We start from the raw sequence: 13,737 nt of genomic DNA, 5'->3' as shown, positions 1-13,737 counted from the left end.
CCCGGCGGGTACGACCCGCACGTATCCCCGGCCCCCGGGCCCCCCGGCCCCGGGACCCGCCCACGGCTCGACCGTGCCCCGCCCCGGGACCCACCGGGAGAAGGCTCAGGCCGAGAACCGCTCCCGCAGTTCGATCTTTCTGACCTTCCCGCTCACGGTCATGGGGAAGGCATCCACGATCTCCAGCCGGCGCGGGATCTTGTAGTGCGCGAGCCGCTCCCGGCAGTACGCCACGATCTCGTCCGTCGTCGGCGGCCGCGCGGGATCGCGGGGGATCACACACGCCAGGATCTCCTCGCCGTACTTCGCGTCCGGTACGCCGACCACCTGCACATCCATGACCTCGGGGTGGCCGTGCAGAAACTCCTCGATCTCGCGCGGGGAGACATTCTCACCCCCGCGTATGATCATGTCCTTGATCCGGCCGACGATCTGCGCGTAGCCGTCCTCCCTGATCACCGCGAGGTCGCCGGTGTGCATCCAGCGGCCCGCGTCGATGACCTCCGCCGTACGCTCCGGTTCGTTCCAGTAGCCGAGCATCACGCTGTAGCCCCGGGTGCACAGTTCGCCCGCCTCGCCGCGCGGCAGCGTCACCCCGGTCACCGGATCGATCACCTTGACCTCGACATGGGGCAGCGCCCGGCCGACCGTGCCCGTACGGCGTTCGAGATCGTCGTCACGGCGGGTCTGGGTGGAGACCGGGGAGGTCTCGGTCATCCCGTAGCAGATGGACACCTCGGACATGTTCATCTCGGCGACCACCCGCTTCATCACCTCCACCGGGCAGGGCGAGCCCGCCATGATCCCGGTGCGGAGCGAGGAGAGGTCGTACGACGCGAAATCGGGGAGGTTCAGCTCCGCGATGAACATCGTCGGCACCCCGTACAGCGAGGTGCAGCGCTCCTGCCCGACCGCGCGCAGGGTCGCCGCCGGGTCGAAGGACGGCGCCGGGATGACGACGCACGCCCCGTGGGAGGTGGCACCGAGATTGCCCATCACCATGCCGAAGCAGTGGTAGAACGGGACGGGCAGACAGACCCGGTCGTGCTCCGTGTAACCGACCGTCTCCCCCACGAAATAGCCGTTGTTGAGGATGTTGTGGTGGGAGAGGGTGGCACCCTTGGGGAAGCCGGTGGTGCCCGAGGTGTACTGGATGTTGATCGGGTCGTCGCAGGACAGCCCTGCCTCGCGCACCGCGAGCTGATCATCCGTCACCTCCCCTGCCGCCGACAGCAGTTCGTCCCAGCTCGGACCGCCGATGTAGTGCACGGAGCGCAGCGCGGGGCAGCGGCCGCGCACCTGCTCGACCAGGGCGCGGTAGTCACTGGTCCGGTGGGCGGAGGAGGCGATCAGCACCGAGGTCCCGGACTGCTGGAGTACGTACTCCACCTCGTGGGAGCGGTAGGCGGGATTGATGTTGACCATGATCGCGCCGATACGGGCCGTCGCGTACTGCGTGAGCACCCACTCGGGGCAGTTGACGGCCCAGATGCCGACCCGGTCGCCCTTCGCCACACCGCGCCCCAGCAACGCCCGCGCCAGCTCGTCGACCGCCGCCCCGAACTCCGTATAGGTCCAGCGGCGTCCCGACGGCACATCGACCAGCGCCTCACGGTCGCCGTGGAGGGCGACCGTCCGGGCGAGGTTCGCGCCGATGGTGTCGCCGAGCAGCGGGGCCGTACCGGTGCCGTGCGTGTACGCGTACGAGCGCGACCGCGACCGCGACCGCGGGGACGGTACCGGCCGCGACGACGGGGCCGGTACCGGGGCCCGGCCCGGGGCTGAGGAAGAAGTCGGGTCCGTCATCCCAGGTCCCCCTCGTCGTACTCGGCCGACGATCCCGCGGCCGTACGCTCCCGCAGCTCGATCCGGCGGATCTTCCCCGACACGGTCTTGGGCAGCTCGGCGAACTCCAGCCGGCGGACGCGCTTGTACGGCGCGAGGACGGAGCGTGAGTGGGCGAAGATCACCTTCGCCGTGTCGGGGCCCGGCTCCCAGCCCTCGGCGAGTACGACATACGCCTTGGGCACGGCCAGCCGCAGCGGATCGGGCGCGGGGACCACTGCGGCCTCCGCCACCGCCTCGTGCTCCAGCAGCGCGCTCTCCAGCTCGAACGGCGAGATCTTGTAGTCGGACGCCTTGAAGACGTCGTCGGAGCGGCCGATGTAGGTGATGTAGCCGTCGGCGTCCCGCGCGCCGATGTCACCGGTCCGGTAGTAGCCGCCCGCCATCGCCTCCGCGGTCCGGTCGGGATCGCCGTGGTAGCCGGTCATCAGCCCCACCGGGTAGGTGGAGAGGTCGAGGCAGATCTCCCCCTCGTCCACACCGGGCACCCCGGTGACCGGGTCGACCAGCGTGACCCTGAAGCCGGGCGTGGGCCGTCCCATGGACCCGGCCTTCAGCGACTGGCCGGGGGAGTTGGCGATCTGGACGGCGGTCTCGGTCTGGCCGAAGCCGTCCCTGACCGTCACGCCCCAGGCGCGGCGGACCGTCTCGATCACCTCGGGGTTGAGCGGCTCGCCCGCGGCCACGGCCTCGCGCGGCGGTGTGCGGAGCTGGGAGAGATCCGCCTGGATGAGCATCCGCCACACGGTGGGCGGGGCGCAGAAGCTGGTGACCCCGGCGGCGTCCATCTCGGCCATCAGCCTGGCCGGGTCGAAGCGGGTGTAGTGGTGGATGAAGACGGTCGCCTCGGCGTTCCAGGGGGCGAAGAGATTGGACCAGGCGTGCTTGGCCCAGCCGGGTGAGGCGATGTTCAGATGGACATCACCGGGCTTGAGCCCGATCCAGTACATCGTCGCGAGATGGCCCACGGGGTACGAGACATGGGTGTGCTCGACGAGCTTGGGGCGTGCGGTCGTGCCCGAGGTGAAGTACAGCAGCAGCGGGTCGTCCGCATGGGTGACCCCGTCGGGCGTGAAGCTCTCCGGCCGGCCGTACGCCTCCTCGTACGGGAGCCACGTCCCGGGGCCGTCGCCCGGCGCGGCGGGACCGCCCACCACGATCCTGGTGAATCCGCCCGGGATGCCCGAGAACTTGCCGGTGTCCTCGGCGCGGGCGATCACATGGCGGGCCCGGCCGCGCGCGACGCGGTCCCGCAGATCGGCGGGGCCGAGGAGGGGGGTCGCCGGGATGACGACGGCCCGCAGTTTCATCGCGGCGAGCGCGGTCTCCCACAGCTCGGCCTGGTTGCCGAGCATGACGACGATCCGGTCCTCGGCCCGGACACCCCGCTCACGCAGCCAGTTCGCGACCCGGTTGGAGCGGGCGGACATCTCGGCGAAGGTGAGCCGGGTCCTGCGCCCGTCCTCCTCGACGATGTGCAGGGCGACCCGGTCGTTGCCCTCGGCGATCCGGTCGAACCAGTCCAGCGCCCAGTTGAAGCGGGTCGGCCGCGGCCAGGTGAAGCCCTCGTACGCCGTCGCGTAGTCCTCCCGGTGCGCCAGCAGAAAGTCCCGGGCCGCTCTGAACTCCTCGGTCGGACCGCTCGGCGTCCTTGCCGTCATCTGTCCTCCTCCTCGCCTGACCGACACGGGGCGTGCCGGCCCCGTACCGCTCTCGTACACCCACGCCCGTTCCGCTTCGTACCGCCGCTTCGTACCGCCGGTCCCCGCCCGGCTCACGGCGCCCGCCGCGCGTCCGGTCCCGCCGACGGGCCCCGGCAGGGGGCGGACAGGCCCTAGCATCGTGTAATCAGTGACGCAGGTCTCACCACCCCCGGACGGGGGTGGTGGCGCGGGGGCCGCGGTGCGGGCGGGAGGAAAGTGGCATGGCCGAGGCGGTGGAGATGCGGTCGGCGCTGGCACGGCTGCGCAGGACGACCGGGCTGACCGTGGCCTTCGGCGGGCTGACGCACGAGGTGGGAGAGCTGCGGATCGCCGAGCTGAACGGCACCGCGACAAGCGCCCTGCGCGGGCTCGCGATCTCCTCGGGCAACGGTCTGGGGGGCAAGTCGATCGCCATGGCCAGGCCCTGCGCGGTGACGGACTACCGGGAGGCGCGGCACATCAGCCACGAGTACGACGCGGCGGTGGCGGCGGAGGGGCTGCGCTCGGTGCTCGCGGTACCCGTCGTCGTACGGCGCCGGGTGCGCGGGGTGCTGTACGGCGCGCTGCGCAGCGCGCTGCCGATCGGCGAGCGCGCCTTCGACGCGGCGGTCGCCGCCGCGCGGGACGTGGAGCAGGCGCTCGTCGTACGGGACGAGGTGCGGCGGCTGCTCTCGGTGACCCGTGAGGCGACGGCGGGCGCCGGGGCCTGGGAGGAGGTCAGGGCGGCCCACAGTGAGCTGCGCGCGCTGGCCCCGCGGATCGTGGACGCGGAGCTGCGCGAGGAGCTGCTCGCCGTCTGCGGGCGCCTCGCGGGGGCCTCCCGCCCGGCGGACGCTCCCCCGCGCCCGCTGCCCGTGAGGCTGGCGCCGCGCGAGGTGGATGTTCTCGGCTGTGTCGCGGCGGGCTCGACCAACACGACGACGGCGGAGCTGCTGGGGCTCCGCCCGGAGACGGTGAAGGGCTATCTGCGCTCGGCGATGCGCAAGCTGGGCACGCACACCAGGCTGGAGGCCGTGGTGGCGGCCAGACGGGCCGGTCTGCTGCCGTAGCGCCAGGGCCGCCGCGGGAGCCCTGGCCGCCCTTGCTGCCCTGGCTGCCCCGGCCGCCGCCCCTGGGCAGCGGGCGCTCTTGCTCCCCCGGTAGCCGCCGCCTGGCCGCCTCGGCTGCTGCGGCTGTTTCGGCAGGCCAGCCCCGGAGCGGCCCCGAGCGGGCGCGTGCGCGGCGCCAGGAGTGCGTCAAAATCCGGCCCCTCCCGGTCAACGCTCCGTCATGGGCCCGGCGATTCGCGCTCTCCCGGGCATAGCTTCCCGGTGTCAGACAGCGAACGACTCCCCTGGGAGGACACCATGGAGCGCCTCATCACCGAGGACGCGGGGGCGAGGCCGGACGCGGACCGGGGCTCCGCCTCCGACGCCGCCCCGGACTCCGATCCCGACCCGGACCCTGATTCCGACCCCGACTCCGACCCGGGTCCCGGCCTCGGCTCGGGTCCCGGCGTCGGCTCGGGTCCCGGCCTCGGCTCCGACCCCGACACATTCCGTGCGACGAGAGCGCTGTACGTACCCGTACGGCTCGGCTCGTACGGCGGGCAGCAGTTGCGCTTCGCCCGTACCCCGCTCGGCGCGCGGACCGCGATCGGTTTCACCAGCGCCCGGAGGCTGACCGCCGTCCTCGGTGAGCGACAGGCGTGGATCAGGCTCGCGGAGCCGGTCCTGCGGGCGCTGGCCGCACCGCTCGGGGCCGCGATCGTCACGGTGGACCCCCAGCTCACCGCCCCCGCCACAGGTCCGGCGACGCCACCGGTACCGGAGCCGGGGCCGGGGACGGGGACGGGGACGGTACCGGGGCCGGGGCCGGGGCCTCGGAAGGCACCGGTCAGCACCTGTACGCGCCGCGCCCCGGAGCTGCCGGAGACGATGCCGGTATGACCGCGGAAACGTCCCTGCTGGTCAGCGGGGTGAACACTCCGCCCGTCTGGCCCGCGTCCGCCGTCCTCGCGCCCGGTGGCGACATCGCGGTGGCCGGGGTCGGTCTCGCCGAGCTGGCCGACCGCTACGGCACCCCGGCGTACATCCTGGACGAGGACGAGGTGCGGGCCCGCGCGCGGGCGTGGCGGCAGGCGCTGCCCGGCGCCGATGTCGTCTACGCCGCCAAGGCCTTCCTCTGCCGGGCGGTCGTCGACTGGATCGAGCAGGAAAGTCTCGGACTCGACGTCTGCTCGGCGGGCGAACTGGAACTGGCCGCCACCCGTGGCTTCCCGTCCGAGCGGATCGTGCTGCACGGCAACGCCAAGTCCCCCCGGGATCTGCGCACGGCGCTGCGGCTCGGCGTCGGCAGGATCGTCATCGACTCGGCCTGCGAGACGGCCAGGATCGCCGCGCAGGTGCCGGGGCCCGCTCCCCAGCGGGTGATGGTCCGCGTACTGCCCGGGATCGAGGCGGGCGCGCACCCCAAGATCCGTACCGGAACGGAGGGCCAGAAGTTCGGCCTCTCGATCGCGGACGGCTCGGCGGCGGACACGGTCGGCCGGATCCTCGGCCAGTCGCGGCTGGAGCTCGTCGGACTGCACTGCCATCTGGGCTCGCAGATCGCCGAGCCGGAACCGTACGCCGAGGCCGTACGCCGTCTGGTGGCGTTCCTGGCACACATCAGGGACCGCCATGGTGTGACCCTGCCCGAACTGGACCTGGGCGGTGGCTTCGCGGTGGCGTATCTGCCCGGGGATCCGGCGCCCGCCCCGTCGGTGTACGGAGAGCTGATCACCCGCACCCTGGCGGACGCCTGTGCCGGACACGGTCTGCCCGTGCCCCGGCTGACCGTGGAACCGGGCCGCTCGGTCATGGCCCCGGCCGGGATCGCGCTGTACCGCGTCCTGTCGGTGAAGCGCGGCGGCGGCGGGGTGTTCGTCGCCGTGGACGGCGGGATGAGCGACAACCCGCGGCCCGCGCTGTACGGGGCTCGCTACACGGTCCGCCGGGTGGGCCGCGTCTCCACGGCGCCGATGCGGACGGCGACGGTCGTCGGCCGGCACTGCGAGGCGGGCGATGTGCTCGCCGGTCCGGTGGAGCTGCCGGAGGACATCAGGCCCGGCGATGTGCTGGCCGTTCCCGCCGCCGGTGCCTATCACGTGTCGATGGCGTCGGGCTACAACATGACCGGCCGGCCGCCGGTGGTGGCGGTCTCCGGGGGCGCGTCACGGCTTCTGGTGCGGCGGGAGAGTTTCGAGGACCTGCGCGCCCGGGACGTCGGTCTCTGAGCCGGCCGGGCGCTGGGCGGACCGAGCGGAAAATGCCGCGACACCCGAGCGCGCGCTTGTTAGCTTCCGCGGCATGAAGCCGATCGACGAGAACGAGATCCGTGGCTCGTTCGTGAACTGTTCCAAGGGCGAGGCCCGCAGAATCAGCCTTCCCCGCGATCTGGACGGCCTGCCCTGGGCCGATCTGGACTTCCTGGGCTGGCGCGACCCCGGCGCCCCCGACCGCGGCTATCTCGTCACGGAGCGCGAGGGCGTGTGGACCGGCATCACCCTGCGCGGCCCGTCCTCCGGGCAGAAGAGCGTCTTCAAGTCCAGCATCTGCTCGGTCTGTGTCACCCCCCACACCGCGTCCGGGGTCGATCTCATGAGCGCGCCCAAGGTCGGCCGGGCGGGCCGGCAGGGCAATGCCGTCGGGATCTACATGTGCGCGGACCTCGCGTGTTCCCTGTATGTGCGGGGCCGGAGGAAGAGCCTGCTCGGCCGCCGACTGGAGGAGTCGCTCACACTGGAGGAGCAGATAGCCAGGACCCGCGCCAACCTGGACCGGTTCCTGGACAAGCTGTACGAGGAGCCCGCGACGGCGGTGTGACCGCCCCTCCGGACGCCGCGCCGCGCACGGGAAGCACCCGCGCACAGGAAGCACCGCGCCGCGCACGGGAAGCACCGCGTACGGGAAGCACCGCGCACGGGAAGCACCGCCTCGCGTACAGGAGGCACCGCGTCGCGTGAAAGCACCGCGCCCCGCCGCCCACGGCGGATCGCGGGTGGCGGGGCGGGAAGGGGCGCCGGATTCCGGCGGGCGGGGGCGGGGGCGGGGTCCTGAATTTCTCTCCGGGCCCCCGCCGCGCGGTCAGGCGCCGTACGAGCCCGTCCCCGGGCGGCGGGAGGGGCGTGCCAGCGTGTAGCCGGCGATGCCCGCGAGCGCGCCGAGCACACCCCCGGCCACGGTCCAGATCCAGCGGTCCGTCCACCGGCCCGAGGCCCATCCGTCCTCCGGCTCGGACGCGAGCGGCGCGCCGTCCTCGCCGTCACCCGCTCCGGCCTCGGTCCCGTCCCCCGCGGGCCCGCCCTGCGTGGACGCGTCGGCGACCCCCGGCACCAGCGGCGCGGCCAGCCTGCCGCCGACCGCGTGGGCCCCGCCCTCGTCGGCGGTGGCCGCCTCTACCTCGGCGCGTACGGGCAGCCCGAGGTCCTCCTCCTGCGCGCTCACGACGGTGAGACGTATGTAGTAGCTGCCCGGCAGCGGATCGTTGGCCCAGGGCTCCGCCCACGCCCGTACCGTACGGAGCGTGCAGCGCAGCGCGACCGTGTCCGCGTCCGCGGCCACCGCCCTGGTCTGGGCGCCGTTCACACAGGGCTGGCGCCGGCGCAGCCCGTCGTAGACGTCCACCCGCCAGGTGGCCGCGCCCTTCCTCGCCGCGGCGGATTCGGGCAGCGTGACCGTGGCGGTCACGGTCGGGCGCTGCCCGGCGTCGGCCGGGAAGACCCAGTAGAGATAGTCGCCCGTGGAGGCCTCGGCCGTGGCGCGCTGCCCCGGCCTGAAGGCGGTGGCGGTACGGAAGGACGTTCCCGCCTCGGTGGGTCCCGCGGCGCTCCCGGTCCCGTCGTCGGCGGCGGGCGTGGGGGTCTCGTCGGCCACGGCGGCGCCCGCCGTGCCGAGCAGCAGCGCTCCGGCCAGCAGGGGGCCGGTGAGCAGGGTGGTGATACGCATCAGTTGGTCCTCCGGACGACGACACGCAGGCGGGAGATCCAGCCCCACAGCAGTCCGGCGACCAGGCCGGTGAGAACCAGGGTGGCGAGCAGCCACCAGCCGCGGCCGAGACCGAAGGCGGCGACGTCGGACGCCTCGTCGGGCGCGTCCACGAGGTCGACGGTCAGCTCGACGGGCAGACCGGGGGTGGTCTTCACGGAGTCGGGCGCGGAGAAGGCGTTGCTGACCTGGAGGCAGACCGTCTCCGCGGCCGGCTTCACGTCGCTGTCGTCGTCATCGGCCGGCGGCTTCGGGTAGCGCAGCCCGGCCGAGATCACATCGGTCCGTCCGTCGCCCGCTTCCGCGCCCCGGACGATCTCCCTGCCGTGGACGGTCATGGCGCGCAGCAGGACGGCGTAGTCCCGGTCGACGGCGCGGTCGGCGGCGACGCTCACCGAGGCGCGCAGCTCCTGGCCGGGCAGGACGTCCACCCGGTACCAGCGGTGCTCGGAGAACTCCTCACGGTCGCTGTAGAGGCCCGGCTTGATCTGCGGGGCGTCGGCGCAGCGTGCGGCGCCCTCGGTCGCCACCGGCGTGACGACGGGGTCGGCGGCCCGGTCGACGAGCTGTTTGACGCGTCCGGAGAGCTCGTCGGTGTGGCGCACGGAGGTGTAGGTGCCCCCGGTGGCCTCGGCGATACAGGTGAGCTGCCGCCGGGTCTTGGCGTCGGGCACGAGCCCCAGCGTGTCGATGGTGAGATGGATGCCCCTGGCCGCGATCTCGCGCGCGACCTCGCAGGGGTCGAGCGGGGCACAGGTGTCCTCGCCATCGGTGATCAGGACGATACGCCGGGTGGCGTCGCCGCCTTCGAGGTCCTCGGCGGCGCCCAGCAGAGCGGGTCCGATCGGCGTCCAGCCGGTGGGCGCGAGGGTGGCGACCGCGGTCTTCGCCTCCGTACGGTCCAGGGGCCCCACCGGGTAGAGCTGCCGGGTGTCCTTGCAGCCGACCTTGGTGTCCTTCCCCGGATAGTCGGCCCCGAGGGTGCGGATACCCAGCTCCACCTCCTGCGGCACCGCGTCCAGGACCTCGTTGAACGCCTGCTTCGCCGCCGCCATCCTGGACTGGCCGTCGATGTCACGGGCCCGCATGGAGCCGCTCACATCGAGGACGAGATCGACCTTGGGGGCCGGTTTCCCGGTAGGTTCATCGGCGGCGGCAGCAGCGGGAGGGAAGAGCCCTACGGCCAGAGTGGCCACCAGACCGCACACGGCGGCTGCCGACCGTCTACTTATGATCATCGCCGGATGATATGAGAATGGTACCGGGGAACCAAACGTGAGCTGACGCGCTGTCAAGTGGATGGCATACAGAGGAGGTTGGGGTATGAGCGGAGTGAACAGACGGCGTTTCATGGGCATGGGTGTGCTCGCCGCCACCTCGGCCGTCGCGGCGCTGCCGGCCCCTGTCGGGCCGCCCGCCCCGTCCGGATCCGCCCCGCGCACCGCCGAGGGCCCGTCCTCGCCCGCCCGCCCGCGCGCCGCGGCCACCCGTCCGCTGTTCCTCGGTACGTACACCTCGGCGGCGGGCGGTGGCACCGGTGTGGGACTCGCCGTCTACGACCCCACGACGGGCGCGGTCTCGGGCACCGGAACGGTCCCGGGTGTCGACAACCCGTCGTATCTCGCCGTCCATCCGGCGGGCGGCACGCTCTACACCGTCAATGAGCAGCAGGACGGCGGTGTCACGGCGATCGCCCTGGCCGAGGACGGGAACCACCGGGTCCTGGGCACCCGGAGCACGGGCGGCGCGGGACCCACGCATCTCTCGGTGCATCCGGACGGCGGCTGGCTGCTCAGCGCCAACTACACCTCCGGCAGTGTGGCCGTGCATCCCGTCGAGGCGTCGGGCGCGCTGGGTGAGCGCACGGACCTGGTGACGCACTCCGCCCCGCCGCCCGGCCCCGGCCAGGGCGGACCGCACGCGCACCAGATCGTCACGTCCCCGGACGGCGGCCATGTCCTCGCCGTCGATCTGGGCAACGACACCGTGTACACCTACCGGCTGGACACCTCGGCGGGGACGCTCACCCAGGTCTCGTACGCGCGTCTGCGCCCCGGCGCGGGCCCCCGCCATCTCACCTTCCACCCGTCGGGCGCGTACGCCTATCTCGCCAACGAGCTGGACAACACCGTCGTCGTCTGCGCGTACGACCCGGCGACCGGCCTGCTGACACCGGGCGAGCCGCAGCCGACCGGCACGAGCGACGGCTTCCCGGCCCAGCTCGTGGTCACCGGCAACGGGGCCTTCGCCTATCTCGCCAACCGCGGCCCCAACACACTGACGCGGTACGCCGTCGGCGCGGACGGCGCGACACTGCGGCTGCTGGACACCGTGGCCGTCGGCGGCGACTTCCCCCGGCAGCTCGCCCTCTCCCCCGGCGGGAATCTGCTGTTCGCGGCCAACCAGCGGTCGAACTCGGTGACGGTCTTCCATGTCGACCAGGACAGCGGGAGCCTGCGCTCCGCCGGCGCCCCGTTCCCCGCGCCGGTGGCCGTCTGCGCACTGCCGCTCTGACGTTCCCGGGTCTGACGTTCCCGGCGCCCCGGGGCTGACGTTCCCGGGGCGCCGGGCCCCCGGGGCTCGTCCGGTCCATCAGGTCCCCCGGGCCCCGGCAGACGCGCCCGCCGTCCCGCTCCGCCCTCGGCCCCTCCGCCGTCGCGGTGCATGGGAGCGCTCCCAGTGATTGGATGGCGATCAGCCCGTTCCCCGTTCCTGGATCAGGCTCATACGCACACTCGCGACGGGAGGTCGCACGATGGTGACCAGGGGACGTACGGGCCAGCCCACCCTTGAGGAGGTCGCCGCGCTCGCGGGCGTCGGGCGGGGCACGGTGTCGCGCGTCATCAACAACTCACCCCGGGTGAGGGACACCACGCGCCATCTCGTGGAGCAGGCGATCGCGCAGCTCGGCTACATACCCAACCGGGCCGCCCGCGCCCTGGCGGGGAGCCGCACCGACGCCGTGGCCCTGGTGATACCCGAGACCGAGAAGCGGTTCTTCGCCGAGCCGTACTTCTCCGACATCGTCCACGGGGTCGGAGACGGGCTCGCGGACACCGATCTCCAGCTCCTGCTCACCCTGGTCCGTACGGAGAAGGAGCGCCAGCGCTTCCTCCAGTACGCGCGCGCCCGCCGTATCGACGGTGTCCTCCTGGTCTCCCTCCACGACAGCGACCCGCTGCCCGATCTGCTCGCCGCCATGGAGATGCCCACCGTCCTCAGCGGCCGCAGATCCGGCGACGAGTCCGTGGCCTATGTGGACTCCGACAATGTGGGCGGCGCACATGCGGCCGTACGCCATCTCGCGGCGTCGGGGCGGCGCCGGATCGCCACCATCACCGGTCCACCGGACATGTATGTGGCGCAGTGCCGGCTGCGCGGGTACGAGGAGGCCGTACGGAACGCTCCGGGCGGCCCGCGCCCGTCCTGGATCGCGCACGGGGACTTCACGGAGGAGAGCGGGCGCCGCGCGATGGCGGAGCTGCTCACGCTCCACCCAGGGCTCGACGCGGTGTTCGCCGCCTCCGACGTGATGGCGGTGGGCGCCCTGCACATCCTGCGGGCGGCGGGCCGCCGTGTTCCCGAGGACGTGGCCGTGGTGGGCTTCGACGACTCCCCCCTCGCGCGCCACACGGATCCCCCGCTCACCTCCGTGCGTCAGCCCATGGAGGAGATGGGACGCACCATGGCCCGGGTGCTGCTGGAGTCGATCAGTGACGCCTCGTCGGCCTGGCAGCATGTGGTGCTGCGGACGGAATTGGTGCGCCGGGCGTCGGGGTGACCCCCTGGGAGCGCTCCCGGCGGGCGCGTCCCCACGGCTCCCTTTCCCCTTCCCGGGCGTGTTCCTGGCGTTCCCGTGCGTGTTCCCCTTCCCCTGGGCGTTCCCGTGCGCGTTCCTGTGCGCGTTCCCGCTCCCGCGTCCACGGCGCGTCGTGGTGGATCGGCGTGCGCGCGCCCGTCAACGGGACACCGCTGCCGCCCCGCCGTACCGCGACGATCTCCGCGGCGATGGAGAGCGCGGTCTCCTCGGGCGTGCGCGCACCGAGGTCGAGCCCGATCGGCGAGTGGAGCCGGGCCAGTTCCCGCTCGGTGACACCGCTCTCGCGCAGCCGCCGCTCACGGTCCTCGTGGGTGCGCCGGGAGCCCATCGCGCCGACGAAGGCGACCGGCAGCCGCAGGGCGAGTTCCAGCAGCGGTACATCGAACTTGGCGTCATGGGTCAGTACGCACAGCACCGTACGGCCGTCGGTCGCGGTGGACGCCAGATAGCGGTGCGGCCAGTCCACGACGATCTCGTCGGCGTCGGGAAAGCGGGTCCGGGTGGCGAAGACGGGGCGCGCGTCGCACACCGTCACGTGGTAGCCGAGGAACCTGCCGGTGGTGACGAGCGCCGAGGCGAAGTCGACGGCCCCGAAGACGATCATGCGCGGGGGCGGGACGCTCGACTCGACCAGCAGCGTCAGCGGCTCGCCGCAGTACGACCCGCGCTCACCGATGACGACCGTGCCCGTACGGCCGGCGTCCAGCAGGGCGCGGGCCTCCGCCGCCGCCGTACGGTCCAGCCCGGGGTGACCGCCGAGGCTGCCCTCGTACGATCCGCCGGGCCGTACGAGCAGGGCGCGGCCCCGCAGTTCCTCCGACCCCCCGGCGATCCGCGCGAGTGCCGCCGCTTCCCCCCGGGCGGCGGCGGCCAGCGCCGCCGCGAACACCGCGTCGGCGCTCTGTCCCACGGAGTCCGCCGGTGCCGGTGCCGGTGCCGGTGTCCGTATCCGTGTCGCTGCCGGTGGCGGTGTCTGCCTCTGCCTCTGCCTCTGCGTCTGCGTCCGTACCGGTGTCACCAGGATGTCGATGACACCGCCGCAGGTCAGCCCGACGGCGAAGGCGTCGTCGTCGCTGTAGCCGAACCGCTGGAGAACGGTGGTGCCGTCCTCCAGCGCCTGGCGGCACAGTTCGTACACGGCCCCCTCCACACAGCCCCCGGAGACCGAGCCGATGGCCGTGCCCTCTCCGTCGACGGCGAGGGCGGCGCCCGGCCCCCGGGGCGCACTGCCGCTGACCGCCACCACCGTGGCGACGGCGAAGTCGCGCCCCTGCCCGACCCACCGGTCCAGCTCGTCGGCGATGTCCAGCATGTCGGTCTCCTCGAAAGCAGGACGTATCCGCCGCGGTGGGTGTCAGGTCCG

Annotated in this window: 10 protein-coding genes and 1 pseudogene; 6 read left to right on the top strand and 5 right to left on the bottom strand. The window is 73.1% G+C overall.

Annotation, left to right across the window (positions count from 1 at the left end; translation table 11 throughout):
• Positions 1-105: 105 nt before the first annotated feature.
• Positions 106-1,806 (bottom strand): AMP-binding protein, encoded by a 1,701-nt coding sequence (locus ACFYYH_RS00175; RefSeq protein ID WP_388543746.1) that lies wholly within the window; start codon positions 1,804-1,806, stop codon positions 106-108.
• Positions 1,803-3,506, bottom strand: a complete 1,704-nt coding sequence (locus tag ACFYYH_RS00170; protein WP_388543743.1) for an AMP-binding protein — start codon at positions 3,504-3,506, stop codon at positions 1,803-1,805. The genes ACFYYH_RS00175 and ACFYYH_RS00170 overlap by 4 nt, the downstream gene beginning before the upstream one ends.
• A 263-nt stretch (positions 3,507-3,769) precedes the next feature.
• Between ACFYYH_RS00170 and ACFYYH_RS00165 the strand changes: the two genes are divergently transcribed.
• From ACFYYH_RS00165 to ACFYYH_RS00150, 4 genes are all read left to right on the top strand, one after another.
• Positions 3,770-4,597 (top strand): response regulator transcription factor, encoded by an 828-nt coding sequence (locus ACFYYH_RS00165; protein WP_388543741.1) that lies wholly within the window; start codon positions 3,770-3,772, stop codon positions 4,595-4,597.
• Positions 4,598-4,894: 297 nt separating this feature from the next.
• Positions 4,895-5,476, top strand: coding sequence for an SAV_915 family protein (locus tag ACFYYH_RS00160; protein ID WP_388543739.1), 582 nt, complete (start codon positions 4,895-4,897; stop codon positions 5,474-5,476).
• Complete coding sequence (lysA, locus tag ACFYYH_RS00155) at positions 5,473-6,804, top strand: diaminopimelate decarboxylase (RefSeq protein WP_388543737.1); 1,332 nt, start codon at positions 5,473-5,475, stop codon at positions 6,802-6,804. Before ACFYYH_RS00160 ends, lysA begins: the two co-directional genes overlap by 4 nt.
• A gap of 73 nt (positions 6,805-6,877) precedes the next feature.
• On the top strand, positions 6,878-7,393 hold the full coding sequence (locus ACFYYH_RS00150) for an FBP domain-containing protein (RefSeq protein WP_388543735.1): 516 nt from the start codon (positions 6,878-6,880) through the stop codon (positions 7,391-7,393).
• Between the two features lie 261 nt (positions 7,394-7,654).
• Here ACFYYH_RS00150 and ACFYYH_RS00145 read toward each other — a convergent pair whose 3' ends face one another.
• Positions 7,655-8,515 carry a hypothetical protein gene (locus ACFYYH_RS00145; RefSeq protein ID WP_388543732.1) on the bottom strand — a complete coding sequence of 287 codons (861 nt, stop codon included), beginning with the start codon at positions 8,513-8,515 and terminating at the stop codon, positions 7,655-7,657.
• Positions 8,515-9,792 (bottom strand): VWA domain-containing protein, encoded by a 1,278-nt coding sequence (locus ACFYYH_RS00140; protein ID WP_388543730.1) that lies wholly within the window; start codon positions 9,790-9,792, stop codon positions 8,515-8,517. The genes ACFYYH_RS00145 and ACFYYH_RS00140 overlap by 1 nt, the downstream gene beginning before the upstream one ends.
• Before the next feature lie 85 nt (positions 9,793-9,877).
• Here ACFYYH_RS00140 and ACFYYH_RS00135 point away from each other — a divergent pair, with 85 nt between their 5' ends.
• Together ACFYYH_RS00135 and ACFYYH_RS00130 are read left to right on the top strand one after the other, a co-directional pair.
• Positions 9,878-11,068, top strand: a complete 1,191-nt coding sequence (locus ACFYYH_RS00135; protein ID WP_388543729.1) for a beta-propeller fold lactonase family protein — start codon at positions 9,878-9,880, stop codon at positions 11,066-11,068.
• Between the two features lie 241 nt (positions 11,069-11,309).
• Positions 11,310-12,335: a LacI family DNA-binding transcriptional regulator gene (locus ACFYYH_RS00130; protein WP_388543727.1), complete on the top strand. Its 1,026-nt coding sequence runs from the start codon at positions 11,310-11,312 to the stop codon at positions 12,333-12,335.
• Positions 12,336-12,483: 148 nt separating this feature from the next.
• Here the strand turns inward: ACFYYH_RS00130 and ACFYYH_RS00125 are convergent.
• Positions 12,484-13,686, bottom strand: a pseudogene (locus ACFYYH_RS00125) (XdhC family protein); the annotation flags it as partial.
• Positions 13,687-13,737 lie beyond the last annotated feature (51 nt).

The organism is Streptomyces sp. NPDC002018 (genome assembly GCF_042890865.1).
In the GTDB taxonomy this organism is placed as follows: domain Bacteria; phylum Actinomycetota; class Actinomycetes; order Streptomycetales; family Streptomycetaceae; genus Streptomyces.
Note: the sequence above shows the minus strand (reverse complement) of the source record. Positions and strands in the feature narration are given on the sequence as shown.

Coding starts and splice junctions, on each gene's coding strand:
- ACFYYH_RS00175 (WP_388543746.1), bottom strand. CDS start 1,806: ATGACGGACCCGACTTCTTCCTCAGCCCCGGGCCGGGCCCCGGTACCG.
- ACFYYH_RS00170 (WP_388543743.1), bottom strand. CDS start 3,506: ATGACGGCAAGGACGCCGAGCGGTCCGACCGAGGAGTTCAGAGCGGCC.
- ACFYYH_RS00165 (WP_388543741.1), top strand. CDS start 3,770: ATGGCCGAGGCGGTGGAGATGCGGTCGGCGCTGGCACGGCTGCGCAGG.
- ACFYYH_RS00160 (WP_388543739.1), top strand. CDS start 4,895: ATGGAGCGCCTCATCACCGAGGACGCGGGGGCGAGGCCGGACGCGGAC.
- lysA (WP_388543737.1), top strand. CDS start 5,473: ATGACCGCGGAAACGTCCCTGCTGGTCAGCGGGGTGAACACTCCGCCC.
- ACFYYH_RS00150 (WP_388543735.1), top strand. CDS start 6,878: ATGAAGCCGATCGACGAGAACGAGATCCGTGGCTCGTTCGTGAACTGT.
- ACFYYH_RS00145 (WP_388543732.1), bottom strand. CDS start 8,515: ATGCGTATCACCACCCTGCTCACCGGCCCCCTGCTGGCCGGAGCGCTG.
- ACFYYH_RS00140 (WP_388543730.1), bottom strand. CDS start 9,792: ATGATCATAAGTAGACGGTCGGCAGCCGCCGTGTGCGGTCTGGTGGCC.
- ACFYYH_RS00135 (WP_388543729.1), top strand. CDS start 9,878: ATGAGCGGAGTGAACAGACGGCGTTTCATGGGCATGGGTGTGCTCGCC.
- ACFYYH_RS00130 (WP_388543727.1), top strand. CDS start 11,310: ATGGTGACCAGGGGACGTACGGGCCAGCCCACCCTTGAGGAGGTCGCC.